Annotated in this window: 23 protein-coding genes; 18 read left to right on the top strand and 5 right to left on the bottom strand. The window is 61.7% G+C overall.

Translation table 11 applies throughout. The features are described from left to right. Window positions 1–259: 259 nt before the first annotated feature. The 8 genes from CRI93_RS10435 to mltG all read left to right on the top strand — a co-directional run bounded on the left by CRI93_RS10435 (window position 260) and on the right by mltG (window position 8,191). Complete coding sequence (locus tag CRI93_RS10435; RefSeq protein WP_098062582.1) at window positions 260–1,399, top strand: citrate synthase; 1,140 nt, start codon at window positions 260–262, stop codon at window positions 1,397–1,399. A gap of 438 nt (window positions 1,400–1,837) precedes the next feature. Next, window positions 1,838–2,263, top strand: a complete 426-nt coding sequence (gene sdhC / locus CRI93_RS10430) for a succinate dehydrogenase, cytochrome b556 subunit (protein ID WP_098062581.1) — start codon at window positions 1,838–1,840, stop codon at window positions 2,261–2,263. A 125-nt stretch (window positions 2,264–2,388) separates the two neighbouring features. Beyond that, window positions 2,389–2,868: a succinate dehydrogenase hydrophobic membrane anchor subunit gene (locus CRI93_RS10425; protein ID WP_098062580.1), complete on the top strand. Its 480-nt coding sequence runs from the start codon at window positions 2,389–2,391 to the stop codon at window positions 2,866–2,868. Between the two features lie 58 nt (window positions 2,869–2,926). Beyond that, a complete protein-coding gene (gene sdhA / locus CRI93_RS10420; protein WP_098062579.1) occupies window positions 2,927–4,669 on the top strand; it encodes a succinate dehydrogenase flavoprotein subunit in 1,743 nt (580 codons plus the stop codon). A 101-nt stretch (window positions 4,670–4,770) separates the two neighbouring features. Continuing rightward, complete coding sequence (locus tag CRI93_RS10415; protein ID WP_098062578.1) at window positions 4,771–5,478, top strand: succinate dehydrogenase iron-sulfur subunit; 708 nt, start codon at window positions 4,771–4,773, stop codon at window positions 5,476–5,478. 223 nt (window positions 5,479–5,701) lie between these two features. Then, entirely contained in the window at window positions 5,702–6,715 is a 1,014-nt protein-coding gene (gene tsaD / locus CRI93_RS10410; RefSeq protein WP_098062577.1) for a tRNA (adenosine(37)-N6)-threonylcarbamoyltransferase complex transferase subunit TsaD, read from the top strand. A gap of 33 nt (window positions 6,716–6,748) precedes the next feature. Next, on the top strand, window positions 6,749–7,120 hold the full coding sequence (locus CRI93_RS10405; protein WP_098062576.1) for a chorismate mutase: 372 nt from the start codon (window positions 6,749–6,751) through the stop codon (window positions 7,118–7,120). 36 nt (window positions 7,121–7,156) lie between these two features. Next, complete coding sequence (mltG, locus tag CRI93_RS10400) at window positions 7,157–8,191, top strand: endolytic transglycosylase MltG (protein ID WP_098062575.1); 1,035 nt, start codon at window positions 7,157–7,159, stop codon at window positions 8,189–8,191. A 22-nt stretch (window positions 8,192–8,213) separates the two neighbouring features. Here mltG and CRI93_RS10395 read toward each other — a convergent pair whose 3' ends face one another. Continuing rightward, window positions 8,214–9,782 (bottom strand): OmpP1/FadL family transporter, encoded by a 1,569-nt coding sequence (locus CRI93_RS10395; protein WP_176521823.1) that lies wholly within the window; start codon window positions 9,780–9,782, stop codon window positions 8,214–8,216. A 189-nt stretch (window positions 9,783–9,971) separates the two neighbouring features. After that, entirely contained in the window at window positions 9,972–10,295 is a 324-nt protein-coding gene (locus CRI93_RS10390; protein ID WP_098062573.1) for an ArsR/SmtB family transcription factor, read from the bottom strand. 380 nt (window positions 10,296–10,675) lie between these two features. Between CRI93_RS10390 and CRI93_RS10385 the strand changes: the two genes are divergently transcribed. The 9 genes from CRI93_RS10385 to CRI93_RS10345 all read left to right on the top strand — a co-directional run bounded on the left by CRI93_RS10385 (window position 10,676) and on the right by CRI93_RS10345 (window position 21,890). Further along, window positions 10,676–10,963 (top strand): hypothetical protein, encoded by a 288-nt coding sequence (locus tag CRI93_RS10385; protein ID WP_098062572.1) that lies wholly within the window; start codon window positions 10,676–10,678, stop codon window positions 10,961–10,963. A gap of 6 nt (window positions 10,964–10,969) precedes the next feature. Beyond that, window positions 10,970–11,230: a hypothetical protein gene (locus CRI93_RS10380; protein WP_098062571.1), complete on the top strand. Its 261-nt coding sequence runs from the start codon at window positions 10,970–10,972 to the stop codon at window positions 11,228–11,230. Window positions 11,231–11,283: 53 nt separating this feature from the next. Beyond that, window positions 11,284–12,801 (top strand): cbb3-type cytochrome c oxidase subunit I, encoded by a 1,518-nt coding sequence (locus tag CRI93_RS10375; RefSeq protein WP_245850459.1) that lies wholly within the window; start codon window positions 11,284–11,286, stop codon window positions 12,799–12,801. A 60-nt stretch (window positions 12,802–12,861) separates the two neighbouring features. Next, a complete protein-coding gene (locus CRI93_RS10370) occupies window positions 12,862–13,449 on the top strand; it encodes a cbb3-type cytochrome c oxidase subunit II (RefSeq protein WP_098062570.1) in 588 nt (195 codons plus the stop codon). 45 nt (window positions 13,450–13,494) lie between these two features. Continuing rightward, on the top strand, window positions 13,495–14,265 hold the full coding sequence (locus CRI93_RS10365; protein ID WP_098062569.1) for a c-type cytochrome: 771 nt from the start codon (window positions 13,495–13,497) through the stop codon (window positions 14,263–14,265). 87 nt (window positions 14,266–14,352) lie between these two features. Next, window positions 14,353–16,491, top strand: a complete 2,139-nt coding sequence (locus tag CRI93_RS10360) for a heavy metal translocating P-type ATPase (protein WP_098062568.1) — start codon at window positions 14,353–14,355, stop codon at window positions 16,489–16,491. Between the two features lie 304 nt (window positions 16,492–16,795). Next, the gene (locus CRI93_RS10355; protein ID WP_176521822.1) at window positions 16,796–18,817 is read left to right on the top strand and encodes a TonB-dependent receptor family protein; all 2,022 of its coding nucleotides are present in this window, start codon (window positions 16,796–16,798) and stop codon (window positions 18,815–18,817) included. A gap of 101 nt (window positions 18,818–18,918) precedes the next feature. Continuing rightward, complete coding sequence (locus CRI93_RS10350) at window positions 18,919–20,559, top strand: potassium channel family protein (RefSeq protein WP_098062566.1); 1,641 nt, start codon at window positions 18,919–18,921, stop codon at window positions 20,557–20,559. Window positions 20,560–20,594: 35 nt separating this feature from the next. Continuing rightward, entirely contained in the window at window positions 20,595–21,890 is a 1,296-nt protein-coding gene (locus CRI93_RS10345; RefSeq protein ID WP_098062565.1) for an APC family permease, read from the top strand. Between the two features lie 39 nt (window positions 21,891–21,929). On the opposite strand, the gene CRI93_RS10340 is transcribed toward CRI93_RS10345, so the two are convergent. The 3 genes from CRI93_RS10340 to CRI93_RS10330 form a co-directional block, all read right to left on the bottom strand. Next, complete coding sequence (locus tag CRI93_RS10340; protein WP_098062564.1) at window positions 21,930–22,670, bottom strand: class I SAM-dependent methyltransferase; 741 nt, start codon at window positions 22,668–22,670, stop codon at window positions 21,930–21,932. A 146-nt stretch (window positions 22,671–22,816) separates the two neighbouring features. Further along, window positions 22,817–24,046, bottom strand: a complete 1,230-nt coding sequence (locus CRI93_RS10335; RefSeq protein ID WP_098062563.1) for a PGAP1-like alpha/beta domain-containing protein — start codon at window positions 24,044–24,046, stop codon at window positions 22,817–22,819. Between the two features lie 222 nt (window positions 24,047–24,268). Beyond that, on the bottom strand, window positions 24,269–25,216 hold the full coding sequence (locus CRI93_RS10330) for a DnaJ C-terminal domain-containing protein (protein ID WP_098062562.1): 948 nt from the start codon (window positions 25,214–25,216) through the stop codon (window positions 24,269–24,271). A 121-nt stretch (window positions 25,217–25,337) separates the two neighbouring features. On the opposite strand from CRI93_RS10330, the gene accC reads away from it, so the two are divergent. Continuing rightward, a complete protein-coding gene (gene accC / locus CRI93_RS10325; RefSeq protein WP_098062561.1) occupies window positions 25,338–26,849 on the top strand; it encodes an acetyl-CoA carboxylase biotin carboxylase subunit in 1,512 nt (503 codons plus the stop codon). Window positions 26,850–26,852 lie beyond the last annotated feature (3 nt).

Below are 26,852 nucleotides of genomic sequence, written 5' to 3'. Positions count from 1 at the left end.
CAGACAGAAGTCTGTGCAGTTGGAAGCGCTTGCCCGCTGCGCACCAAAGAGCATATGTTCTCAACGAACAGGGCACCGCCCTAATCATGTGAGCAACGCTCCACACAAGCGACAAACAGCCCTCATGCGGGCTTCATAGCTGGCCTCGTTTGCGTTGTTGTATTTTCTTGTTGTTGTATTTCCATTGCGTCTGCGCCGTGGGTTGGTGCCCACTGCCTCTATCTCATCAGTTCCTTCTTTAAGAGAAACGCCCTAACATATGGCTACCCAAAATGAATCCGAAGAAGTGCGCGGCTTAGAAGGTGTCATCGCGCTGTCGTCTGAACTCTCGTCAATCGACGGCGAAGCCGGACAGCTTGTATATCGTGGATACGACATCCACGATCTGGCTGAAAACGCCTCGTTTGAGGAGGTGGTTTATCTGTTGTGGCACGGCGACCTCCCCACGCAGAGCCAGCTCGACGCGCTCAAGAGCGACCTGCGCACCGCCCGTGAACTCCCGGCTCCGGTGATCGACATCTTGCGCCAGGCCCCCGACAGCGCCCACCCAATGGCTGTACTTCGTACCGCCATCTCTGCGCTTGGGCTCTATGACGACGAAGCCGATGCCGACTCGCCCGAGGCAAATCGTCGCAAGGCCACGCGCCTCCTGGCACGCACGCCTGGCATCATCGCAGCCTACGCCCGGCTTCGCAATGGCGACGAGCCAATCGACCCGCTCGACGAGGCGTCGATGGCCTACAACTTCCTGTACATGCTGAATGGTGAGGCACCTGGCAGTGCCGCAGAGGCTACGTTTGACACGTGCCTCGTGCTACACGCAGACCACGGTCTTAACGCCTCCACCTTTACCAGCCGTGTCATTGGCTCTACCCTGTCTGACATGTACTCGGCAGTGTCTGGAGCAATCGGTGCGCTTAAAGGGCCGCTGCACGGTGGGGCCAACCGCGAAGTCATGCGCATGCTGCTCGACATCGACCAAAAAGGCGCTGACCCGGTCGAGTACGTGCAAGAGAAGCTCGCCAGCAAAGAACGTGTTATGGGCTTTGGCCACCGCGTGTATCGCACCATGGACCCGCGTGCCGCCATCCTGCGCGACCGCGTGCAGGAGCTCAGCGAGGAGCGCAATGCGACTAAATGGTACGATTACAGCATGGCAATCCTCAACACAGTGAAGTCTGAGAAGGGCCTCGACCCGAATGTGGACTTCTTCAGCGCCTCGACCTACTATATGATGGGGCTGGATCCGGACCTCTTCACGCCGATCTTTGCGCTGAGCCGCTCGGCGGGCTGGACAGCACACCTGCTTGAGCAGTGGGCTGATAACCGCCTTATTCGACCCCGCGCTGCCTATGTTGGCAAGACGGGACGCACGGTGACGCCTATCGATGCACGGTAGAACATCTGTGCGGCAGGGCCTCTGCCCAGCAGGGACTGCCTCAATAGGCGTCCTGCCGAGGACGGGCGAGGGCGCATGGGTCTTCAGACTTTGATGCATGCGCCTACCTGTGCCTTGCCAACGTACGCCCTACCGCTTTATTAACTCCCGCGTGCAGCGGGTCGATCATGAAACTTTTACAGTGAGCCAACCATAGGCATTGTTGCCATTGTAGAACGCGGGTAAAGCCATTCGGGCTCTCGTTCGTTCTACACAAGCACGTTACGTTCAAGCGGGCCAAGTCCATTGATTGAGCCTACTTGATGGATGTCTTTCACTGGACAACAAGTCGCACGCGGCTTGTAGCGGCGCTTGGAGTGTTCGGCCCGTCACTTATTCTCGCATGTGGTGGCGTGCTCGCTGCCTAACTCACCCTTATAGCACCGTCTTCTCAATCTTATGGCTGTTGACACTATCGACCAACCGGCCAAGCCCGCCGCTTCTCAAGACAGTCGTTTTCAGCGCTATCGCGTACGAACCGGCATGTTTGCCTGGATGGCGCATCGCCTGAGTGGTGTAGCGCTTGTGGCGTACCTGGTTGTTCATGTATGGGGGCTGCGTGCCCTTACCGACCGCGCGTCGTTCAACGAGCTTATTGCTGGCTACCACGCACCCATTTTTAAGATAGGGGAGTTTCTCCTCCTGGCTGCCGTGGTCTACCATGCCCTGAACGGCCTTCGTATCGTACTGATTGACTTTCTGGGATGGAGCCCCAACCAAAAACGACTGTTTTGGTCGCTTGGCGCTGTAGCTGCCGTCCTGATTGGCGTAGGAGGATATCCAACCATCTATTCGCTGGTTGAATATTTCTTCCTGGCTGCCTAACGCAGTCTTGGGCAAGCGCTTAGTGCGGCCCCACCTGCTCGCTTCGCTATGTGCGCAATGCCCTGCTCCCTGCCCTGCTCGCAGCGGGCACTCGCTGGTCTTTTCGTTCTGAATCCCCACCTGCTATGGCTTCTCGCGCCGCCTCAACCTCCAACGCCCAGAGCTGGTTTCTGCACCGCATTACGGGTACATTTCTCATCTTTATGCTGATTACCCACTTCTGGGTACAGCACTACGACCAGCAGACGGCCACCATTTCGCACGACGTACTTTCCACCGAGCAGATTGAGAACGATGTCTTGCCCGGTTACACGCCCGAGGCCGAAGCCGCCGTCGAAGCCCGCTTCGGCGAAACCGCCGAGGTCACTCCTTACGATGTGGTAATGCTTCGCCTCGCCGATCCGGTGTATGCGGTCCTCTGGAAAGCATTCAACATCCTCTTCCTGATTGTGGCGCTGCATCACGGGTTCTACGGGCTTAACAACGTCATGTCGGATTACATTCGCAACCCGATGGCTCGCAAGACTGCGAAGGTGCTGTCGTGGTCGTTGGCTCTTGTTTTACTTGTCGTGGGCATGTACTCCGTGCTCGTGGCGGGCTGGTAACGCTGCCCAGCGGCCCCCCCTTGTTTGACTGTTCCGCTCATTTGTCTCTTGTACTACCATGACATTCACCCACGATGTCGTCATCGTCGGCGCCGGCGGGGCGGGCCTCATGTCCGCGCTCTACGCCAAAGAAGGCGGAGCCGACGTTGCCGTTGTCTCGAAGCTCCATCCGCTACGCTCTCATACTGGAGCCGCCCAGGGAGGCATTAGCGCTGCCCTTGGAAATGAAGAGGAAGACCACTGGTTGTGGCATGCCTTTGATACGGTGAAAGGCAGCGATTATCTCGGCGATCAGGATGCCATTGAGGCGCTCTGCAAAGACGCCCCGCGCACGATCGTTGAACTGGAGCACTACGGCGTTCCGTTTAGCCGGAACTCGGAAGGCACCATTTCGCAGCGTCGTTTTGGCGGACATACCCGCAACTTTGGGGAGTCGCCCGTGCGCCGCGCCTGCCATGCGGCCGACCGCACCGGCCACACCATTCTGCACACGCTCTACGACCAGTGCACCAAGCAGGGCGTACGCTTCTACGATGAGTTTCAGGTGCTGGACCTGATCATGAACCCAGATGGCGAACCGGCAGGGGTCGTTGCCTACGAAATCCTGACCGGGGAAGTCCACACCTTTCACGCGAAGGTCGTCTGCTTCGCCACGGGCGGATACGGACGCGCCTTCAAAACAACCTCGAATGCGCACGCTGGTACCGGAGACGGCATGTCGATGATGCTGCGTGCCGGCATTCCGCTGGAAGATATGGAGTTCGTCCAGTTCCACCCCACCGGGCTCTACCGGCTCGGCATCCTCATTACTGAGGGCGCCCGGGGCGAGGGCGGGATCTTACGCAACTCGGAGGGCGAACGCTTCATGGAACGCTACGCGCCTACCGTGAAGGACCTGGCCCCGCGCGACATGGTCTCGCAGTGTATCTACAAAGAGATTCGCGAAGGGCGCGGCGTAAACGGCAAAGACTACGTCCACCTCGACCTGACCCATGTGGGCGACGAGGTGCTCGACAAGAAACTGCCTGAAATCTCGGAGTTCTCGCGCACCTACATGGGCGTGAACCCGAAGCAAGAACCCATCCCGGTAGCACCCACCTGCCACTACGCCATGGGCGGCATTCCAACGGATGCCGATGGCCACGTTGAAACGAAAGAACGCGGCACCTCGGTACCGGGCCTCTTTGCTGTGGGCGAGTGCGCGTGCGTGAGCGTGCACGGCGCCAACCGCCTGGGCACGAACTCACTGCTGGAACTGGTCGTCTTCGGACGCCGCGCTGGCATGCAGATGGCTAAGGAAGTCCGCGAAGGCAAATCGTTTGCGGCCCTCCCCGACGAGCCGGAGCAAGAAACGCGCGACCTGCTCGACGACTTGCTTGCGAACACGCCAGACGACGGCGAGCCCACGGTGAAGGTGCGTACAGATCTGCAGGAGACGATGATGTCGAATGTGAGTGTCTTCCGCACCGATGAGACGCTCTCTGAATCCCTCAACGACCTGGAAGAGCTGCGCGAGCGTGCTAAGCATGTCGTGGTGGAGGACAAGGGCAAGAAGTTCAATACCGACTTGATGGATGCCGTTGAGATTGGCTTTATGGTCGATTATGCGGAGGCGATTGCGGCCAGTGCACACTACCGTACCGAAAGCCGCGGCGCCCACTCCCGCGAGGACTATCAGAACCGCAACGATGACGAATGGCTTGAGCATACGCTGTTCTACAGCGATGGCGAAGGCAACTACGAGTTTGCCGACAAGGATGTCGTGATTACACGATTCGAGCCGAAGGAACGTAAATACTAATCCTCACTGGGAAGCCTGCTCCTGCGGCATTGCGCAGTGGCTCCTGCCCACGACAGGGATCACTGCAAGACGCCCGCTTCCACCACAGCCCCCCTCTTTTTATGACCCTGAACGTTGAAATAAAGCGCTACAACCCCGAGAAAGATGACGCTCCGCACTGGGAGTCGTACGAGGTGCCTGCCGACCCGCTCGACAGCGCATTGGCGCTCCTGCTGCATGTAAAGTGGCACATCGACGGCACGCTCTCGCTACGCAAAAGCTGCGCCCACGGCGTCTGCGGCTCCGATGCGATGCAGATCAATGGGGAAAATAAGCTGGCGTGCTCGGTGCTGGTGCAAGACCTCGTCGATAATGACGGGGCTACGGTAAAGTTTGCGCCGCTGCCCGCTGCACCCGTTATCAAGGACCTGGTGATTGACCAGTCGCGGTTCTTCGAGAAGTACCGGGAGGTTAAGCCCTGGCTCATCAACGACAACCCGGCCCCTGAGAAAGAGCGCAAGCAGTCGCCTGCTGAGCACGAGATTATCGAGGAGGCCACCAAGTGCATCATGTGCGGTGCGTGTACGCACGCCTGCCCCAGCACGTGGGCCAGCCCCGACTACCTGGGCCCGGCGGCCATGCTCAAGGCCTATCGCTACACCTTCGACACACGCGACGATGGCGAAGGCGAACGCCTCGACACGGTCGATTCGGAGAACGGGCTCTGGAAATGCTACACCATCTTTAACTGCAACGAGGCCTGCCCCAAAGATATCGATATTACGCGCTGGCTCTCGGCCCTGAAGCGGCGCTCGGCAGTCACTGCGTAACAGGTGGCTCCTCAGCTCGCACAGCTGGCGTCACACAGCATGATGCAGCGCCTCGTTTGCCCATCGGCAAGCGGGGCGTTTTGCATCGTGCCCCCGTAAACATCGTACAACACAGCCTGCATGCAAGCCGTGTCGGTGCATGCTCCGCTACGCTGCGTGAAACTCCCGCCTCCCGTCGCGCATTTGTGCGTTCGCTGTTCTCTTGTGCTCCCCCACCATCCTCATGCCCGCCTCGCCTGTTCTCTTAGGCATTGAAACCTCGTGCGACGACACCGCCGCTGCGGTGCTTGACGGCACCACGCTGCGCTCTAATGTGGTGTCCTCGCAGCACGACGTGCATGCCGACTACGGCGGTATAGTGCCCGAACTGGCCTCCCGCAACCACGAGCGCTACATCGGGCCTGTGGTGCAGCACGCACTCGACGAGGCCGACTGCGCACCGGGCGACCTCGATGGGGTGGCTGTAACGTGCGGACCTGGACTCCCCGGCGCGCTCCTTGTAGGACTTAGCTTTGCGAAGTCGTTTGGATACGCAGCCCGCTGCCCCGTTGTAGGTGTCAATCATCTGGAAGGACATCTGTACTCCACCCACATTACCGGGCAGGGACCGCCCATGCCCTACCTCAGCCTCATCGTCTCGGGTGGACACACGCAGCTGGTTCATGTGTCAGATATCGGCTCGTACACCGTACTCGGCCAAACGCGCGACGATGCCGCCGGCGAGGCCTTCGACAAAGTCGCCCAGATGCTGGACCTGGACTATCCCGGCGGTCCGGCGGTCGACCGGCGGGCCCAGCAGGGCGATCCTACGTTCCACGACTTTCCCCGGTCGCGCTTCGATGACCTCTCGTTTTCATTTAGCGGACTCAAGACCTCCGTGCTCTACTTCCTGCGCGACATCCCAGAGGGCGAGCGTGACGCGTTCGTTGAGGCACACCGCGCTGACATCTGTGCGTCGTTCCAACAGGCGGTGGTCGATGTGCTTGTGGATGCCGTACGCCGCGCTGCGCTCGACACGGGCGTAGAGCATGTGGCGGTGGTGGGCGGCGTATCGGCCAATCGCGGCCTGCGCGATGCGCTTCAGATGTTGGGCACCGAACAGGACCTGCATATCCACCTGCCCGACCCGCAGTTTTGCATGGATAACGCGGCAATGATTGCTGCTTCCGCCCGGATGCACTGGCCCACTACCTCCCCCTTGACGCTCGATATTAATCCGCGCCTTACGCTGGCGTAGGGGTTTCTTACTCTGCTCTCTGCTTTAGTTACTATGGATTCGGACACACCCTCACTCGACGACAGCCTCGACCAAGCCGCTCGCTTCTCAGAGGCCTTGCCGCCGCTCTCTGACGACCTCAGCGGCGCCGATCTCGCCCCCTTCCGCGACCGCATCGATGCGATTGATCATCAACTGGTGCAGCTTTTGAACGAGCGCACGGCGTATGCACATGTGATTGGCGCCATTAAACACGTTATTGGGATGCGCGCCTACGTGCCCACCCGCGAGGCGGAGGTCATGGAGAACGTCATTGAGTCGAACACCGGCCCGTTTACCGATAACGCCATCCGTCGCATCTTTGAGCAGATCGTGGAGGAAACGCGTAGCTTGGAGCAGCGGACGTACGAAGGACATACCGAATAATCCCACCATTTTCCACTGCGCTTTCGCTTGCTGGCTATGAACACATGGATTCGATGGGCTCTGGCGATACTGGCGGCTTTGGCCACCGGTATAGGGCTGGCTGGGGGGCTCCTGGCTTTTTCGAGTAACACGCCCACGTTCGATGGCGAGCGCAGCGTTACGATTCCCGAAGGCACCTCGTTCGAAACGACGCTCGACAGCCTGGAATCGGCGGGGCTGCTGACATCAACGCGCTCTATGCGCTGGTTTGGTCAGCTTACAGGCTGGCAGAATCAGGTGAAGGCCGGGCACTACGCGTTTGCATCGGGCGCCTCGAACTGGGATCTGCTCGATACTATCCGCAAGGGCTTGCAAACCCCAGTGCGGGTTACCATTCCACCAGGCACAACGCCCGAGGTGGCGGCCCAACGAGCGGCTCGCAACATGGCCTTTGACGCCGACGCGTTTCGGGCTGCCCTCAGCGACTCTTCACTGGCCGATGAGCTGGGTACCACGCCCACCGATCTGTTTGGCTATATGCTGCCCGACACGTACCACTTCTACTGGCAGACGTCGCCCGCATCGGTGGTCGAGCATATTAAGACATCTTTCGATCGCTTCGCAGAGCAGGATCTGCGCGATGGACTCGATGCACACGACCTGAATGTGCACGATGCAGCCATTCTGGCATCGATTGTAGAGTGGGAAACGGGCCTCTCCGACGAAAAGCCGCGCGTGGCAGGCGTGTACCTGAACCGGTTAGAGATTGGGATGCCGCTGCAGGCGGATCCTACGGTGCAGTACGCTGTCATGGAAGAAGAAGGCAGCAAGCGCCGCCTGCTCTTTGCGGACTACGACATTGAGCACGACTACAACACGTACCAGTTTCGGGGGCTACCGCCTGGTCCGCTCACCAACCCCTCGCGGTCGTCGTTGCGTGCTGTAGCCCGCCCCGAATCCCACAGCTACCTCTACTTCGTTGCCGATGGCACCGGCGGGCACACGTTTAGCCGCACGCTGCGCGAGCACAACCGCGCTGCCCAGGACTATTACGAACTGATGCGACAGCGGCGCGCACAGCAGAACAACTGAGGGCTGCCCTCGCATCGTTCAGTTAAAAGCGATACCGCATCCCAATCGAGAAGGTATTGCGCTGTATATCTTCGTCGGCGCGCAGTCCGGGTGCGGTGCCACGGGCATCGGGCACCTCGGTCGTACCGTAGGCCACAAACTCGTCAGTGAAGCGCTCCTGCATCCAGCCGAAGTCGAACGTGAGTTGCGAGTCGAATGCGTAGCTGATGCCGCCCGAGAAGAATGTACGGTCGCTTCGGGTGCCGCTGTCATCGGGATTCGGCTGAAAGGCCGTTCCTCCGCGAACCGTGAGCGCATCCATCGAAAAGGACGCCCCCACGCGCGAGTTTACCGTCACATCCAGCTCGCGGATCTGCCGGTCGATGTCGCGCTCCACTCCAAGACCGGCCCCCTCGGCGGTAAAGTTCAGGGTCGACCAGTCGATCACCTCAACGTCTCCTGCCAGGTTAAACGGGCCCAGGTCGAGCTCGGCCCCAGCGGAGACGCGCCACGGCGTGCGGACTTCGTATTCAAACTCGTTGTCATCGATCGAGCCGGCTGCAAGCGAGCCCCCCTCGTCGAAGAACGTCTCGATGCGGGTGCCAAAGGTTTCGGTGACGGTGTAGTACGTGGGCGTTGCAAACGAAACGCCCAGGCGCAGCTGGTCGACCGGCTTGGCTGAGGCGCCAAAGCGGGCGCCAAAGCCTGTAAGGTCTGCTTCAATACCCTGTTCGTACGTCAGTGCGTCGAATCCGCTAAGCACCGCGCCATCACCCAGAATCACGTCGTATTGGCTGCCGGTGTGCGTGTTATTGATATCGGCCTCTTCGTAGATGCGGTCGAACGAGTAGGAACCGAACGCCACGGTGAACGCGCCGCCGAACATCACATCGGGCGCCACTTCAATAGCGCCTCCAAAGCTGGTATCGTAGAGTCCGCCGCTTTCGATGAGATCTTCGCGCTGCTCGACGGTGCGACCTGCTCCCGGGCGTACCGCCTGGATGAAGTCGTTGGTGGGACTATCGGCCCGGCTGGGGTCGAACTCAATGGCTCCAGCATCGAATGCAAGCGTGGTGAGGCGACGGTCGAAGGTAAACGAGCCGTCGTCGTTGGGGAGTGGAGAGGGCGAACTGGGCAGAAACGTGTCGGTGATGGAGCTCTGCCCGTTGATGCCGGAGGCTACAAGCGTGCGGTCGAAACTGCGCGTGCGCCCGATGGCCGCCCCCAGAACCAGATTTCCTTGCTCGGTGGGTACGCGGTAGGTAAGGGCCGCATTGCCAATGCGGTAGCCCGACTGCGTGCGGTCGAAGGGGCCTGCGTCGGCATCGGGAAGGGAGAGGCGTCCCTCATTGGTGGTAAAGTCGCCCACGAGGCCGCCTGCAAATGTCGACGACGATGCCCATCCAAGCCCCGCTGGATTGCTGAAGAGCGCGGTATAGGTGCCGCTCCCGGCGGTGCCATTCGCATCCAGCCAGCCGGTGTCGTGTGGTCCGATGGCCGGCGCACGCTCGCTGTATCGAAAGACATCATCGAGCGTTTGAGCCGATGCGGGGGCTGTGCCTCCTGCAACAAACAGAAGTGTAGCAGCGATCAACAGATAGAAACGAGGCATAGCAAGCCAGCAGTCTGAGTCGGTAGACGATGAAGCGCCCTGCGGACGCTGAGCAAGGCGTGGGTGTAGCCGCCCTGACCGGGCTACGGGTAACACCTGCTGTGTTGTAGCAACGGTACAGATCACTCTGGTTAACCATTGCATCTTGTCCACAGCGCAAATGCGGAGGCGGGCGAATGCGTAGCCAAATCAGGACGGCTGCTCGTCAAGCTCTTCCTCACGGATGCGTCCACACACAAGCAGGCACAGGGCCGAGAGCGTGGGATCGTTGATCTGGTAGTGCACGTACAGTCCATCCTTGCGGCGCGACAGCAGTCCTTCGCGTGCCATCATGCCCAGGTGTTTACTCACGTTGGCCTGCCGGTGCCCTGTGGCCTCCACAAGCTCACTCACCGTCATTTCGCCATTGAGTTGCAACTGGTTCAGCAGCTCAAGGCGCACCGTCTCGCTCAGTATTTTGAACCGGCTCGCGGCCTCTTCCAGATGCCGGTTCGGAATGAGTTCGTTGGCCATGGGGTCTTGTTCGTTGTACAGAGAAGCGGTATCGAAGCACAATGAGCAATTGCCTCCATTGTGCAATGGCTGCATACGTGCCACACCAACATAAAGTTGTCCGAGGCCCCCTCGTTTACAGACACGGCTGTGCGCCTACAAACAGATCATATGTCACAATGTAGTGCGGATGCCAACCCATCTGCATGTTGCGTCATTCCATTAAATGCGTATTCTACTGGATACGTAGCAACGTGTACTGAGCCCATGGTTGACCGCTGGTTGATGCATGTTCATCGCATGCGCCCCCGTCGCCTCGAATCTTGTGCTCCTACTGCGTGTATGCATCCCTGCACCGCTTGTCATAACAAGGTAGTATCCGTTCACTTACCTGGTCCGTTATGAGCGATTCCTCGTACGATTCCTCCCAGTTTAACGTAGAGCGGGCCACCACGGGCCTGGTGCTCACCCTGTACCTGGGGGCAGCCATCTTTCTGATTCTGATTGTATGGATGGTGATGCGCTCCATGCCTGCTGATGAGTCTGCTCCGGCTAACGAGAACAGCGGGGCGCGTACTACCACGGCTCCCGCTCCTGCAGATCCGGATCGCCTCGCGTCTACGCCTGACGCAGAGCCGCTCTGGGCCGTTGCTCCCCTGTCTGCGCCGTCTTCGAACTTGCCCCATTGACGTCCGATGACGTACCTTCCGCTTGCTGCCATTCTTGCACTGCTGTTCACCGGCGCTGCCGTCACGCTCACCGTGCTGTTTCGCTCGATACGTGCCGGGCATTTCTCGAACCTGCAATCGGGCGCCTACGTCATCTTTGACGACGACGAGCCCGTGGGCACACCGCAAGACCAGCTGTTCCGCGCGTCTCATTCTGCATCGCACGATGCATCTGACACCGATGGCTCAGCCTCCAGTGGCCAGGCCGCCGACCCCGACCCTGCCTAACCCGCACTCGTTTACCTCGCTCGCCTCTTTCGTCAGGAATACGCCCCGTACCTATGGCCGACTCGTCTTCTTCGGGCACTGTGTCGATGCCCGAGTCTTCCGCCTCAAGCGACGGCACGCTGGAAGCCAACTGGCGGCGCACCGTTGACCGTTCCACCAAGTGGCCCGTCATCGCTTTCATTGCGAGCGGCACGTTCTGGCTCCTTGTTGGGTCGGTCCTTGCTATCATTGCGAGCCTGAAGTTCAACATGCCCGACTGGCTCGTGCAGCAGGGCTGGCTCACGTTTGGACGTGTGCGCCCGGCTCACCTGAATACGGTCATCTACGGGTGGATTTCGATGACCGGCGTGGGTGTGGCGACCTGGCTGTGGGCCCGTCTCCTAAAGACCCGCCTTCGCGGGCAAGGCTTGCTCTTGACCAGCGTGGGCCTTTGGAATGTAGGCATGGTGATTGGCACCATTGGCATCTTGGCGGGCTATTCGCGTGCTATTGAGTGGGTCGAGATGCCGCTGCTGGCGTTTGCGTTTATCGTGCCCGCCATGGCCATGGTCACGGCTGCCTTCCTCCTCACCCTGCGCGAACGGCGCGTGCACCACCTCTTTATCTCGGTGTGGTACACCGGCGCTGCTATGCTGTGGGGCCCGTTCCTGGTCATTGCAATTCTATTACCCATTTACAGCGGCGTACCTGAATCTACTGCCAATTGGTGGTACGCCCACAATATTTTGGGGCTCTGGATTACGCCTATCGCGCTGGCTGCTGCATACTATCTTATCCCCAAAGTCATTGGGCGCCCCGTATACAGTTACCATCTCTCGTACCTGGGCTTCTGGACGCTTGCGCTCTTCTACAACTGGGCCGGTGCGCACCACCTGGTGGGCGGCCCCGTGCCGCAGTGGACGACCACCGTCTCCATTGTTTTTAGCATGATGATGATTATTCCGGTCGTCGTAGTGGCCGTCAATCACCACCTGACTGTCGTTGGGCACTTCAAGAAAGTGATCTATAGCCCCACGCTGCGCTTTGTCGTGTTTGGCGCGATGAGCTACACCGCCGTGAGCCTGCAGGGCTCGTTTCAGTCGCTTCGGGCCTGGCAAGAGATTACGCACTTTACGCAGTACACCATCGCGCACTCGCACCTGGGCGTGTACGCCTTCGCTACGATGATTCTGTTCGGCGCAACGTATTACATCATGCCGCGCGTGATGGAGTGGGAGTGGGAGAGCCCCCGCCTGGTCAGCATCCACTTCTGGACGACCGGGCTCGGCATTGGCATCTACATTACCGCCCTGTTCATTGGCGGGGTAATTCAGGGGCTGCAGCTGCTGGATCCAGACGTTGCGTTCCTGCAGATCGTTGAAGATCTGAAGCCGTGGTTCTGGGTCCGCTCGGTAGGAGGCACGCTCATGACGATCGGTCACTTCGTGTTCGCGTACCTGCTCTACCGCATCATCATGCGCCAGGGCGCTCCGCAAACGGGCCCTACGTACTTCCGCCCCGCGCCCGAAGACATGTTCCGCTCCCGCAACACTGAGTCGGCCCCAGCTCTTGATGAGCAGCCCGGCCTGTAACCGCATGCGCCGAGCATATACGTCCCGCTGTGTTCTTCCCTTACGACTGGCGATTTTGCTATGACTCGTGCTTTTCTCATCTTCATGGGTGCCTTTGCGGCGATTCTCATGAGCTTCACTGCGCTGGCGCTCGTCCCCAGCCTGCAACTGGCCGCCATCGAGCCTACACCCGGCACTACCAACTACACTTTCGAGGAGCGCCTCGGCAAGCAGGTGTACATGCGCGAGGGCTGCATCTACTGCCATACCCAACAGGTGCGTCCGAATGGCTTTGGGAGCGACATGGACCGCGGGTGGGGCCCACGCGGGTCGCTGCCGGGCGATTACGTATACGACGATACGCATCAGTTAGGCACCATGCGCACCGGCCCCGACCTGCACGACATTGCCTCGCGCCAACCCAGCCGCGACTGGCAACTGGCCCACCTGTACCAGCCCCGCTCGGTGAGTCCCGGCTCGGTGATGCCCGCCTACCCCTATCTGTTCGAGGTCAAGAACGAAGCAGAGGTGCGCGCCTCCGAGGTCACCGTGCCCATTAGCGGCGACTATGCCCCGCCTGAAGGGCAAGTCGTGGTAGCAACCGACGAAGCCCTCGCCCTCTACGAGTACCTGATGACGCTGGAGATGCAAGAAGTGGATGACTCGTAGTCCCGATCGGCCTGCTCGCTCCCTCTGAACGTCTTTCCCCCGTCTATGCCTACCGACTCCGATCGTCCCGACGCTTCGTCGTCCACTGAAAATACACCTGAAGAACGAGGGCCTGACCCGAACGAGACGCCTGAGCCAATCGACATGCTCGCGCCGCTCTTTCGCGAGGAGCCGCTCCGTCCCGAAGGCGGCGAGGCCCCGCCCATGTGGCTATGGATGACCATCTTCGGCGTTATCCTATTCAGCACCTTCTACCTGGGTAGCTACATCGGCGACTTTAGCGCCGACCCGTGGCTGCAAGGCCGCTCTATCGCCGCTGCCTCTGAAGATGAGGAGGCCACCGAGGTCGTCGTGGATGGCGGGCGCATCTACAACAACCGCTGCCAGGCCTGCCACCAGGCCGACGGACAGGGCATTGCCGGACAGTTTCCGCCACTGGTCGAATCGAACTGGGTGACTGGCGACAAAGGCCGTCTCATTCGCATCCTGCTGCACGGTATGGAAGGTCCCATGGAAGTGCTCGGCGAGCAGTACAACGGCGTCATGCCGGGTTGGCAGAATCAGTTGGATGATGCAGAGATTGCTGCCGTCCTCACACACATTCGCGGCGAGTGGGGAAACAGCGCCTCCGAGATAAGCGCCGAAGAAGTGGCCGCCCTGCGCGATGCTGAATCGGGACGCAGCGGCGCATGGAGTGCCGAGGAGCTCAACGACCCCGCGAACCAAGGCTTCCCCGAAGGCGCCGACTTGGGAGGTGGAGCGGAGGCCGACACCACGGCTGCTGCGAGCGAGGCAACCGCATCTGCCAGCCAGTAGAGACGTGCCACTGGCGCGTCTCTACGAAGACGGCCTCCTGCCTCAAGAACGCGGGTAACATCCTGCGGCTAATGAATCGGTCCTACCATGCAGCACTGTGACCATTGCGATCTTCCGCTCTTCGACACGCCCATCCCCGGCCAAGATGGCGATGCGCAGTACTGCTGCTACGGATGCCAGATGCTCGACGAAACCGTAGGCGCCGAGGCCGTCGACGAAAACGACGCCACGCTTGCTCCGCTTCTGCAGCGCACCATCATTGGTGGACTGCTGGCCGGATTTACGATGGTCTTGAGTCTCGCCATTAGCTCCGAGTATGGTTTTGCGGCGCTGCGCAACCTGGAGCACGCGGTGGGCACAGCCCATGCCGTGCTGGTGCTGGCAGCGGTACCGGCACTTATTCTGCTGGGCATGCCCGTGGTGCGTGCGGCCTGGCACACGCTGCGCCAGGGGCGCCTGTCCTTGCACCTCTTGTTTGCGATGGGCACCTCGGCGGCGGTGCTCGTGAGCCTCCTCTCGTACGTGCGCGGCACGGGGCCCGTCTACCTCGAAACCGCTGTGATGCTGCTCGCGCTCTACACGCTGGGGCGCTACCTGACCGCCCGCAGCAAGCACCGCGCACGCCGCGTGCTGAGCGCCCTGCTCACCGTACCCGACACCACATACGAGCGCCTGCGCCCACATCCCGGCACCGTGCCGCCCAACGCCCTGCAGCCTGACGACCGCATCCGCTTACACGCCGGCGACGTGGTGCCCGCCGATGGCGTGGTCGTATCCGGACGCAGTTTTGTGGATACGCGGCAGCTCACGGGCGAGTCGACGCCCATTGCGGCCTCGGAAGGCGACCGCTGCTTTGCAGGCACGCAGATCGTAGACGGCTCGCTGGAGCTTCGCGTGACGGCCACCGGCACTGACCGGCGGCTGCATCAGATTGAGGAGAGAATGCGCGCGGCCATGGCGCAGCCCTCTCGGCTCGCCAAGCGCACCGAGCGCATCATGGGCGTGCTGATTCCGGGTATCATCGCCCTTGCCCTCGTCGCGTTTGGTGGATGGTGGTGGGTCGCAGGCGTCGAGAAAGCGCTGTACGTAGCGCTGAGCGTGGTGCTCATCACGTGCCCGTGTGCGCTCGGGCTCGCTGTGCCGCTAACCCGCGTGCTGGCCCACGGGCGCGCATCCAGGCATGGCGTGCTCATCCGCGACGGACAGACGCTCCTGGATCTGCACCGCGTATCCACCCTCGTGTTCGACAAAACCGGCACGCTCAGCCGACTGGATGCCCACGACGTACAGGTGGAGGCCATGGCGCTGGCAGCCGTTAACGGAAAATCTGCGCCAGCCCCCAATCCCGATCAGCTCTTGCAGTATGCTGCCGCCGTCGAAATGCACACGCATCATGTGCTGGGCCAGGCCATTCGCGCAGCGGCGCAGGAGGCGCGTCCGGAGAACGAAGCCGCCCCCTCCGCGCACGATGTGCGCACCGTGCCGGGCGCAGGCGTGGTTGGGCAGGTCGATACGCCGGAGGGACCGCAGCGCATCGGCGTAGGAAGCGAGGCCCTCGTAGAGCAGATGGGCCTGGCGCTGCCGCCTAACACGGCGGTGCCTGCCGCCGCCGGACGCATCCGCCTGTTTGTAACCTACAGCGATGCGGTGGCGGGTGTGCTTTTTCTGAGCGAATCGCCCCGTCCCGATGCCGCCCCTGCGCTGCAGGCCCTTTGCGAGCACGGCTACGCGCTGCAACTCCTCACCGGCGATCAGCCCGAGGCGGCCCACCGGCTGGGCCAGATGCTGGATCTGCCTGTAACCGCCGGGCAGACGCCCGAGGCCAAGCTGGAGGCGCTCGTCTGCTGGCGCGAAGAGCGCGGTCCCGTAGCGATGGTGGGCGATGGCATCAACGACGCGCCTGCACTGGCCGAGGCCGACGTGGGCATTGCCGTGGTGCAGGGCGCGCCCGTTACGCTGCAAGCCGCCGACATCACGCTCTACCGCGACGACCTGCGCATGCTGCCGTGGCTGGCCGACCTATCGGCGCAGACCACGCGCATCGTAAAACAGAACCTGTGGTGGACGTTCGCCTACAACGGCATCGGCGTGGGGCTGGCGGTGGCGGGCCTGCTGCACCCGATTGCGGCGGTCGTCATCATGGCCGGAAGTAGCGCGCTCGTCACCGCCAACGCCTTCCGGATTCAGCGGGTGGATCCGCCCGAAAACACCCCAGACAACGCATAATCGTTGCGTGACGGGCGAATCGGTTGGGGCGGTGTGCCGTTTGGGGGATGCTTGGTTGTATCACACACTCTGTTGTTCTATGTACCGCGCTATACTTAACTCAAATCGCCACTCACAGGGCTGTCATTTTGAGCGGATGCCGACAGCTGTCGGCAGGAGTCGAAACACGAGCGGAGCGACTGACGAGTGTACACGAGTAAATCTCCTTATTGCAGCTGTTTTGCTCCTATTGGGAGAGATTCTTCGTTGCTTCGCTCCTCAGAATGACAGAATGTGGAAAGGACGGTTTACCCCCCAACTTGGGTTGCTTATTGCGCTTTGTGTACTCGTAGGAACCGCGCTTCCTGCCTCCGCCCAGACCGGCTCGCCCGTCGACAGCACGGTCGTGCAGTTGCCCGAGATCACCGTGGAGGCCAGCCGCGCCACCGAAACCGAAGGCAGCGCGCCGTTCACCGTGTCGACCGTAGAGCGCACGCTGAACGCACAGACGCTGGAAGCCCCCGTGTTCTTGAGCGATGCCCTGCAGGGCATTCCCGGCGTGTGGCTGAACGACCGCGGTCACTTTGCGGTGGGCGAGCGGCTCGTGGTGCGCGGCATGGGCTGGCGCTCGCCGTTTGGCGTACGCGGCATCCAGGTGCAGCTTGACGGCATCCCCCTCACCATGCCCGACGGACAGGCCTTTCTCGACATCGTCGATCCGCTATTCGTGCGCAATACCGAGGCTGTGCGCGGCCCGTCGTCGCTCTTCTGGGGCAACGGCAGCGGCGGCGTCCTCTTTTTGGATACGCAGCCCCGCGCTGAAACGCCCGCTCTTACATTGCGCGCGGGTGGCGGCAGTCACGGATTGCAGCAACTGGCCGCCGAGGGCGTCGCCCGCACCGAAAGCGGCACCTGGCGCGTAGCGGTGTCGGATATGCGGCGCGATGGCTTCCGCGACAATAGCGATGGCCGCTTTACGCGCGCCCTCCTCAGCACAGAGCTGGACCTGGCTTCCCGCACACAGCTTAACGTGGTGGGCGCGTTCGTAGACCAGGATGCTCGCAACCCCGGCTCGCTCACAGCCGAGGAAGTCGACGAGGACCGCACCCAAGCCAACACCGCTTTCGACGCGTTCAACGCGGGCAAGCAGAGCACGCAAGCGCACCTGGGCGCACGGGTACGCCACGCCTTCGACACCACCACGCTCGATGTCACGGCGTTTGGCGGATTTCGCGATCTGGAGAATCCGCTGCCCTTCAGTTTGATTGCGTTCGACCGGCTTTATGGTGGAGCGCGCACCACACTCAGCGGCACAGCAGGCGCCACCGAGTGGAACGTGGGCGCAGATGCGATGGTGCAGCGCGACGACCGCATCAACCAGGCCACCGACTTTGCCGAACGTGAGTTCTTGGACGAACTCACCCTGGATCAGGTCGAAACCGTACGCAGCACCTCCGCCTTTGGCTACGTGCGCATTCCGCTGACCGAGCGGCTGCGCCTTACGCTGGGCAGCCGCCTCGACGCGGTCGACTTCTCGCTCGACGACAACTTCGCGTCCGACGGCGTCGACGACTCGGGCGAGCGTACTTTTGCTGCCGTCAGCCCCGGCGCTGGAGTCGCCTACGATACCGGCCCTGCACTGATCTTCGCTAACTACAACACCGCGTTCGAAACGCCCACCACCACCGAACTTGTGAACCGCCCCGGCCAGCCCGGCGGCTTCAACCCGGAACTGGAGCCGCAGCGTACGCGCGGGTTTGAGGTAGGAACACGCGGAGCCTGGACCGCCGCTCGTCTCCAGTTCGACGTAGCGCTCTATCAACTGTGGGTCGAGGATCGGCTGGTCGCGTTTGAGATTCCCAACAGCGGCGGGCGCGCGTATTTCCAGAACGTGGGCAAGAACACGCATCGCGGGATGGAGCTGGCCGTGCAATGGGAGGCACAGCCCTGGCTTGCGCTCCAGACCTCGTACACCGCCAACCGCATCGTCTTCGACGGCACCGACGCGCTCGATGGCAACCGCGTGCCCGGCGTGCCCGATCAGCGCTTTACCGCACAGGCCACCGCCGAGCGCGGTCCCGTGTGGATGCGCCTGTCGTGGACGGCTGTGGATAGCTACTTCGCCAACAACGCCAACACCGCCCGCATTGATGGCTACGCGCTTACGGACCTCCGCATCGGCCTTACGGATACAAAGCTCGGACAAACGACCGTGCGTCCGTACGTTGAAGTTGGCAACGCCTTCGACGTGTCATACATCGGCTCGGTATCCATTAATGCCAACGACAACTTCTACGAGCCCGCTGTGGGCCGCACCGTGCGGGCCGGCGTAACGGCTACGCTGTAGTGCGTGCTGGCCCAACTTCGAAACCTTGGTCGGCGGCTCTGGGGTTTGGAGAATGGTGTGCTTCCTCCTACCGAGTGTTTTGTCTCATCTGTCCTTGAATAATGGATCGCTTCTGGACGTTCTGGGGCTCGCGCGCCGCCTGGGCTACCCTTATCGTACTCGCTATCCTGAATGGGTATGCGCTGATCTACCAGGCTGGGATGGCCACGCTGGAGAACGACCCGATGCCGTACTTGCACGCCCTGCAGGTGGTCATTGAAGCCATTACGACGGCGGGATTCGGGGGCGATGCGCCATGGGAGAGCGACCTCATGAACATGCTCGTCATTGCGATGAACATGACGGGCGTGCTGCTGGTGTTCTTGGCACTGCCGCTCTTTGTGACGCCCATGTTTAAGCGCGCGCTTGAAGACACGCCGCCCACCACCACCGACTGCACTAACCACGTCATCATTGGCGGGCGCACCTCAAATGAGGATGTGCTGCGCGACGAGCTTGAGGCAGCGTCGGTCCCCTATCTGGTTGTGGAAGACGATCGCGATATGGTCCGGCAGCTCACGCGCAACCATGTAAACGCCATATGGGGCCACATTGAGGAGCACGGTACGCTGGAGGATGCCCGGCTGGCCGAGGCCCGCGCGCTGGTCATTGATGCGGACGGCAAGCACAGCGCGGCCTCTATTCTGTCAGCCAAGCATGTGCATTCAGACGCCGTTGTCATTACGGTGGTGGAAGACGACGATGTGGCGCGCTATCATCGCTATGCCGGAGCCGACCACATCGTACGCCCGCGTCAGGTGATGGGAACGCGTCTTGCCCAGAAGGCCGCGACCTCCATATCGGCCGAGTTGCACGACTCCCTCGCGCTCGACAACAACCTGGAGCTTACTGAACTGCTGGTGCATCCGGGTAGCGACCTGGCAGGCACGACCATTGCGGACTCTAACCTGCGCGATGAAACCGGCGTGACGATCATTGGGCTGTGGGATGATGGCCAGTTCATCTCCTCTCCCGATCCGCAGTACCGCCTGGAGCCCCACACCATCCTCGTTGCGGCCAGCGATCATGAACGCCTCTCGTCGCTGAAGCTGCGTACGGCCTCGCCCCAGGCGCATCCGCCCGAGCATGTCATTATTGGCGGATACGGGGTGGTCGGGCAGCACGCGGCCCGTATGCTTGCGCGCAACGACATCCCCTACACGATCATTGATCGGGCCGAGCAGCCCAGCGTCGATGTCGTTGGCAACGTAGCCGATGAAGAGATCCTGCGTCGTGCCGGAACGGATACCGCCGATGCCTTCATTCTGGCCCTGGATGATGACACCACCAGCATGTACGCTGCCCTGGTGCTGAGGCACATGAACCCCGACCTGGAGCTGGTGACTCGTGCGAATCGCACCGAGAGCGTGCCCAATCTCTACCGCGTGGGAGCCGACTACGTGCTGGCGCTTCCCACCGTCACGGGGCGCATGATCTTCTCGCTGCTCATGCAGAACGAGCAGGCGCTGTCGCCGGGCACGCAGTTTAACGTGATTCGCATTACGGCACCGCAGCTGGCCGGACAGAGCCTGGGCCATGCTGATGTGCGGGCCCGCACCGGGTGCACGGTGGTCGCTGCCGAACGCGACGGCCACCTGCTCCGCGACCTGGGCCCCGACTTCGTGGTGCAGTCTGACGACCGTCTCGTCGTTGCCGGAAGCGATGAAGCACTGAACCGCTTCGTGTCGATGGCTCGCACCTGACCCTGTTTTGCATCCCTTGCTGATCTCCAATCTATATGGCTTCCTCAAACGATACCCCTCGTCTTGTCCGCGCCATCGGCGTACCCGGAGCCGTGCTCTTGGGACTCGGCTCCATGGTGGGCACCGGCGTGTTCGTGAGCATTGGCATCGCGGCGGGCATTGCCGGGCCCGCGGTCATGCTAGCCATCGCTATTGCAGCATGTGTGGCGGCATGTAACGCATTTAGCAGCGCCCAACTGGCGGCCAATCACCCCGTCAGCGGGGGTACGTATGAGTATGGATACGAGTATCTGGGCGCTCGATTTGGCTTCACAGCAGGATGGATGTACCTGGCGGCCAAGAGCGCCTCGGCCGCTACCGCCGCACTCGGATTCGCAGGCTACCTGCTGGGCGCGCTGGGCGGCCCTGCGTCGTGGATCGTGCCCGTGGCGCTGGGTGCTGTTGTGGTGCTCACCGGTATCGTGCTCAGCGGGATCCGCCGCTCGAACTGGACAAACATGGCAATCGTCTCGGTCACGCTGGCCACGCTCGCGTATTTTGTGCTGGGCGGCCTCACCACCACCGTCTCCGCCGACGGGGCCGCGCAGTTTTTCGATCCGTTCTTTGCCCCGGCTGCTGGCGAAGGTCCGTTCGCATCCCTCTTGCATGCCAGTGCACTCATGTTCGTTGCGTTTACGGGATATGGACGCATTGCCACGCTGGGCGAAGAGGTGCAACGCCCCAAACGCACCATCCCGCGCGCCATTGTCGTGACCATGATCGTGGTGACTGTGCTCTACATCGGCGTAGCAGCCACTGGGGTCGCGGCCATTGGCGCCGATGGGCTGGGCGCGGCCACCGATGCAGCCTCGCCCCTCGAAGCGGCGATTCAGGCGCTGGCGCTGCCAGGAGGCACTGCCGTCATTACCATTGGCGCATGCACCGCCATGCTGGGCGTGCTGCTGAATCTGCTGCTGGGCCTCTCGCGCGTGCTCTTGGCCATGGGCCGCCGCGGCGACATGCCCGAAGCTACCACGCGCCTGAATGCTGCCCGCACTACACCCACCGTCGCTGTTCTCACGATTGGCGCACTCATCTTCGGCCTCGCGCTGATCGGCGACGTCCGCACCACATGGACGTTCAGCGCGTTTACCGTGCTCATCTACTACGCGCTTACCAACCTTTCGGCGCTGCAGCTATCGCCCGAGCACCGGCTCTACCCACGGGCGGTAGCGTGGGGCGGGCTGGTGGGATGCCTTGGGCTGGCATTCTGGGTCGAGCCCGCCGTCTGGGCCACCGGGCTGGCGCTCATTGCGGTGGGACTGATCTGGCACGCGGTGGCGCAGCGATAGCGCTGGGTACTTGACTGCCAACGCTATGCTGCATAACCATCACGCCGCTGCCGGAGTGGGATCCGGTTTGTAGCCGGTGACACCTGTCGCACATCCAAAGAAAAAGCGCTGGTATCGTACCTTCAGCCCCTGGGCCGCAAGCTTCTGATAAAACGATCGGCTCGTTCCAAATCGCGTCGTGTAGATACCCAGCAGCCGGTAGTTCGCCGGGTTGCCCAGAAACAGGTGCCCAATGTGCGGAATCACAGCGCGAAGATACAACAGGTAGGGGATGCGTAGCAAAGCGGAAGGCGGCACCGATATTTCCAGAAACGAAAAGCGCCCTCCTGGCTTGAGCACGCGCGCTACCTCACGCGCAAGCGTCTCGCGCTGAGCCGGGGAAAACGTTTTGAGTCCGAAGGCCGACACCACCCGGTCAGCAGAAGCAGTGGGGAGCGTATTCGTAAGCACGTCGTCGCGCACGACCGAGGTGGGCACATCAACGCGCTCAGCTTGCGATTTGGCCCGCGAGCACATCACCGGCGAGATGTCGAGTCCAACCAGCGCGCCACACCCTTGCAGGTGAGTATCGATACGCGGCCAGCATTCCCCCATTCCACTCATCAGGTCGTACACCGTGTGTCCAGGCTCAATACCAGCCAAATCTACGCACTGAAGGCGCCATCGCTTGCAGAATCCAAACGAACTGATGTAGTTCACCACGCCATATGTGGCCGCCATTTCGTCGAACAGGCCAGACACGAAGGTGGGATCGTACAGGCGGTGAGTGGTATCAGGCATGCGGGTATTAGACGACTTGACAGGCTGTGTATTTGCAAGATAGGAAACAGCACGTTCTTCTGCAGCAGACAGGCTTCTGTGGTTGTAGTCAAGCACAGCTAAGTCGTCTGGTTGGCACTGCTGGAGGACGCAGCGCCGCCCTTTCGTCAAAGCGTGCCCGCCAGATGGGTGCGCAGCGCCCGGTAGACTGCGTAGTCGCCGAGCAAGTCGAAGTGATTCATGTCGTATCCCACCCACTGCTGCTCGCGCGGAACGGGAAGGGCCAGGTCGGGATCGGGGTGGCACCCCAGCGCACTGTCCAGCGGCACCAGGCCATCGCCCAAGATGCGATCTTTGATGTCGCCCCGGCGTGTGCCCGTGCTGACGGCCATCAGATACGGTTGGATGTGCGGGGGAAGCGGCGTGGGGGTGCGCGTATCCTGGCCCACCTGCTGCGCCTTGGGGTGCTTCCAGTCGGCATCGCGCAGGTAGCCGTAGCGCAGGTCCGTGATGCCATCGCTGCGGATCTGTCCGAGGCGCGCCAGCGGCGCCGACACCGCTGTTGTGCCCAACAGATAGTCAATCCAGCCGCCCCCGCGCTCTAACGGCGCGCCGTGATGGGGCGTCCCCAGGCACGCAAGCGTCGACAGGTGCTGGGGCCAGTGCAGCCCCTGCTCGGTGGCATAGTGGATGGCGCTGCGCGCCACGAGCCCGCCCATGCTATGGCCCACCAGCGCCAGCTGCTCTACCGGCTGCGGCCAAGCCTCCACAAGCCGCTCCAGGAGCGTAGCCAGCGTCTGCCCATTCGTTGAGATGTGTAGTCCGGTGTTGTAGCGCACCATCACCGACGTCACCGGCAGGTCGCGCTCAGCGGCTGTGGCATGGTTGTGGCCCTGGCGCGTCCAGTGGGTATCGTTCATGCACAGGCCGTGGATCCACACAATAGGATAGCTGGATGCGTGGGGCAGCGCTTCGGCCACACGGTTCGGATGCAGGACAAGCGGCTGTCCGCCCCGGCGCAATTGCATGGACAGCGCCAGCGGATTACCCGTTGCGGCCAGGTGGTCGCCCAGCACCCCATTCAGGATGGCGATCACCGCATCCCGCTCACGCGAGGAATTGCCCTCACCATTGAGAAGCGGCTCGGTGCGGTGCAACACGCGATCGGACACGCGCGCCACCCCATTCGTAATGCCACGAATCGACCGGTACACCAGCCCAGAAATGCCGCCCATGCGTTCCGCATCGCGCTCAATCCACCGGATGCCCACGCGCTCCGCAATGGCCGCGTGCACAGCCTCGGCCACATCGGTACCGCCCACCACCGCGTCGCTGATAAGCTGCGTCAGAGCACGCAAATCGGAGGGGCGAAGGTGAGAGAGCGCAGCATCATTCATAGGCGGTACGTGTGTTCAGGTACGACCGGGCGAGTTGAACAGACGTGCTCGCGGGATCCCTGATGCTCTGTTAATCCTCATTTTGATGGTTGCTCTGCAATCAATCCCCCCAACGAAGCCGGGAGTCGAACCATCTCCTTGGCGTTCAGTGGGAACTGTTCGGAACGGCACTGCACGTGTCACCATCTCGGTTCGATGTACAGAATGACCGTTGACACAGCACTACCGCAGTCCCGCATCATCGGCAGCCGCTTTGAGCACCTTGCGCTGGTCCTCAGTCAAGTTGTCAGGGATGTGCACATCAACATGCACATACAGGTCGCCCGTCTCGTTCTCCGTCTTGACCCCCTGGCCCCGCAGACGCAGCTTTTCATCCGGCTGTGTGCCCGCTGGAATCGTCACGCTAATGTTCTGCCCGTACGGGGTGGGGATGCGCCGCTTGGTGCCAAGCATGGCGTCGAGTGCAGAGACCGTTTCAGTGAGGTGCAGGTCGTTGCCCTCGCGCCGGTAACGTGGGTGGTCGCCCACCTCGAAGGTTACGTACAGATCGCCTCGTTTTCCAGCAGGACCGGTCGGTCCGCGTCCGCGCAGGCGAATCTTATAGCCCGAACGGACTCCTTTGGGGATGCGCAGGCGAATCGACTCGCCCGAGGGCAGCTCCACGGTCTGGCGTCCCCCTTCAAGCGCCTCGTCGAAGGAGAGGTGCAGGCGCGTTTCCGCATCGCGCGTCTGGGGCTGACGGCGGCGCTGCCGGTGCTGTTGCTGCTGGGCCTGCGAAAACGGGTCGCGTCCGCCCCGTTGTGCTCGACCTCCGACGCCGCCTCCGCCAAAGAAGCTCTCAAAAATGTCGCCCAGGCCGCCCTGACCAAACTCCTGATTGATGTTCACGCGCTGCCGACGCCCGTTGCCGCCCTGGCCAAATCCAGATCCGCCAAACCCCTGGCCGCCAAATGGATTGCGGCGCTGGGCATCGTACTGCTGGCGCTTCTCCTCGTCGGAAAGCACCGAGTAGGCTTCTTGAATTTTCTTGAAGCGCTCTTCAGCGTCGGGGTCGTCGGGATTACGGTCGGGATGGTGCTTGCGTGCGAGGCGGCGGTATGCTTTCTTTATCTCACGCGCCGACGCATCTTCCTCGACGCCCAAGGTGTCGTAGTAGGTTGTGTTCGCCATAGACTCGGAAGCAGGTGTGTTGTGCAACGGGCGCGCATGCAGGATGCATCACGGTAGGATGCACTATATGCATCCATAGCTAAATCACATATTTCATGCCACAGCTGGGTGTACCGACGAAATGACGGATTCCTCTTCGATCAACACAGTCCTCGTTGCCAATCGCGGCGAAATCGCGATGCGCGTGATGCGTACCTGCCAGGAACTGGGCGTGCGCACCGTGGCCGTATACAGCACCCCCGACCGCCGCGCCCCGCATGTACGCCTGGCCGACGAAGCCTACCACATCGGTCCGGCGGCTGCCAGTGAGTCGTATTTGGATATGCAGGCCCTGCTCGACGTAGCCGCCCGCAGCGGTGCCGATGCCGTGCACCCCGGCTATGGCTTTCTGTCAGAGAATGCCGACTTTGCCGAAGCCTGTGCCGATGCCGGTCTCACGTTCATCGGGCCGTCCCCTGAGGCCATCCGCGCGATGGGCGACAAAACGGCAGCCCGCACGCTCATGAAAGAGGCCGGTGTGCCCATGGCGCCGGGTACGCCCAATGCGGTCGAACATGTCGAGACCGCCGCTCAGAAAGCAGAGGAGATTGGCTACCCGGTGCTCATTAAGGCGGCAGCAGGCGGAGGCGGCAAAGGCATGCGCATCGTGCGCGATCCAAGCAACTTTGAGCGGGCCATGCAGATGGCGCAGAGCGAGGCCCAGAACGCGTTTGGCGACGGACGCGTGTTTGTGGAGAAGTACATCGATCAGCCGCGTCACATTGAGTTTCAGATTCTGGCGGATACGCACGGCCACACCATCCACCTGTTTGAGCGCGAGTGCTCCATCCAGCGCCGCCATCAGAAAGTGATCGAAGAGGCGCCGTCCTCCATCCTGACGCCCGAAAAACGCCAGGAAATGGGCGAGGCCGCCGTCGCCGCTGCCGAAGCCTGCGGCTATGTGAACGCGGGCACCGTCGAGTTTCTGGTGGACGCCGAGCTCAACTTCTACTTTATGGAGATGAACACGCGCCTACAGGTCGAGCACCCGGTCACCGAAGCAATTACCGGCATCGACCTGGTGGCCGAGCAGATCCGTGTGGCGGCGGGCGAGCCGCTCGGCTATACGCAAGACGACCTCACCATTGACGGCCACTCCATTGAGTGCCGCGTCTATGCCGAGAATCCCACCGAAAACTTCCTGCCCGATCCCGGACCGCTCCTGCGCCATGCCGCCCCGTCTGGCGTGGGCGTACGCGTTGATGCAGGCGTCGAAGAAGGCGGCGAGGTGCTCATCCACTACGACCCCATGATCAGCAAGCTGGTTACGTGGGGTAGCGACCGCGACCACGCTATCCGGCGGATGCGGCGTGCGCTACACGAGTACGAAATCGCGGGGATGCACACCACCATCCCATTCTGCCAGTTTGCGATGCAGCACGAGGCGTTCTGCTCGGGGCAGTTCTCAACCCACTTCGTAGACACCCACTTCGATCCCGCAGCCCTGCACCCCAGCGATGCCACGTTCGATCTGTACGCCGCGCTTGCCGCTGTGTCCGAAGCCCACGCACGCAGCGAATCGGATCTAGACCTCACCGAGACCACTGCCTCGAACGGACGCCCGTGGCGCCGACGCCGACGACACATCCGGTAGCGT

The organism is Longimonas halophila (genome assembly GCF_002554705.1).
Lineage (GTDB): Bacteria > Bacteroidota > Rhodothermia > Rhodothermales > Salinibacteraceae > Longimonas > Longimonas halophila.
This window is presented reverse-complemented; position numbering and strand designations above follow the sequence as displayed.

Excerpts from the sequence above, each read along its gene's own strand:
- CRI93_RS10435 (WP_098062582.1), top strand. The coding sequence starts at position 260 with ATGGCTACCCAAAATGAATCCGAAGAAGTGCGCGGCTTAGAAGGTGTC.
- sdhC (WP_098062581.1), top strand. The coding sequence starts at position 1,838 with ATGGCTGTTGACACTATCGACCAACCGGCCAAGCCCGCCGCTTCTCAA.
- CRI93_RS10425 (WP_098062580.1), top strand. The coding sequence starts at position 2,389 with ATGGCTTCTCGCGCCGCCTCAACCTCCAACGCCCAGAGCTGGTTTCTG.
- sdhA (WP_098062579.1), top strand. The coding sequence starts at position 2,927 with ATGACATTCACCCACGATGTCGTCATCGTCGGCGCCGGCGGGGCGGGC.
- CRI93_RS10415 (WP_098062578.1), top strand. The coding sequence starts at position 4,771 with ATGACCCTGAACGTTGAAATAAAGCGCTACAACCCCGAGAAAGATGAC.
- tsaD (WP_098062577.1), top strand. The coding sequence starts at position 5,702 with ATGCCCGCCTCGCCTGTTCTCTTAGGCATTGAAACCTCGTGCGACGAC.
- CRI93_RS10405 (WP_098062576.1), top strand. The coding sequence starts at position 6,749 with ATGGATTCGGACACACCCTCACTCGACGACAGCCTCGACCAAGCCGCT.
- mltG (WP_098062575.1), top strand. The coding sequence starts at position 7,157 with ATGAACACATGGATTCGATGGGCTCTGGCGATACTGGCGGCTTTGGCC.
- CRI93_RS10395 (WP_176521823.1), bottom strand. The coding sequence starts at position 9,782 with ATGCCTCGTTTCTATCTGTTGATCGCTGCTACACTTCTGTTTGTTGCA.
- CRI93_RS10390 (WP_098062573.1), bottom strand. The coding sequence starts at position 10,295 with ATGGCCAACGAACTCATTCCGAACCGGCATCTGGAAGAGGCCGCGAGC.
- CRI93_RS10385 (WP_098062572.1), top strand. The coding sequence starts at position 10,676 with ATGAGCGATTCCTCGTACGATTCCTCCCAGTTTAACGTAGAGCGGGCC.
- CRI93_RS10380 (WP_098062571.1), top strand. The coding sequence starts at position 10,970 with ATGACGTACCTTCCGCTTGCTGCCATTCTTGCACTGCTGTTCACCGGC.
- CRI93_RS10375 (WP_245850459.1), top strand. The coding sequence starts at position 11,284 with ATGGCCGACTCGTCTTCTTCGGGCACTGTGTCGATGCCCGAGTCTTCC.
- CRI93_RS10370 (WP_098062570.1), top strand. The coding sequence starts at position 12,862 with ATGACTCGTGCTTTTCTCATCTTCATGGGTGCCTTTGCGGCGATTCTC.
- CRI93_RS10365 (WP_098062569.1), top strand. The coding sequence starts at position 13,495 with ATGCCTACCGACTCCGATCGTCCCGACGCTTCGTCGTCCACTGAAAAT.
- CRI93_RS10360 (WP_098062568.1), top strand. The coding sequence starts at position 14,353 with ATGCAGCACTGTGACCATTGCGATCTTCCGCTCTTCGACACGCCCATC.
- CRI93_RS10350 (WP_098062566.1), top strand. The coding sequence starts at position 18,919 with ATGGATCGCTTCTGGACGTTCTGGGGCTCGCGCGCCGCCTGGGCTACC.
- CRI93_RS10345 (WP_098062565.1), top strand. The coding sequence starts at position 20,595 with ATGGCTTCCTCAAACGATACCCCTCGTCTTGTCCGCGCCATCGGCGTA.
- CRI93_RS10340 (WP_098062564.1), bottom strand. The coding sequence starts at position 22,670 with ATGCCTGATACCACTCACCGCCTGTACGATCCCACCTTCGTGTCTGGC.
- CRI93_RS10335 (WP_098062563.1), bottom strand. The coding sequence starts at position 24,046 with ATGAATGATGCTGCGCTCTCTCACCTTCGCCCCTCCGATTTGCGTGCT.
- CRI93_RS10330 (WP_098062562.1), bottom strand. The coding sequence starts at position 25,216 with ATGGCGAACACAACCTACTACGACACCTTGGGCGTCGAGGAAGATGCG.
- accC (WP_098062561.1), top strand. The coding sequence starts at position 25,338 with ATGACGGATTCCTCTTCGATCAACACAGTCCTCGTTGCCAATCGCGGC.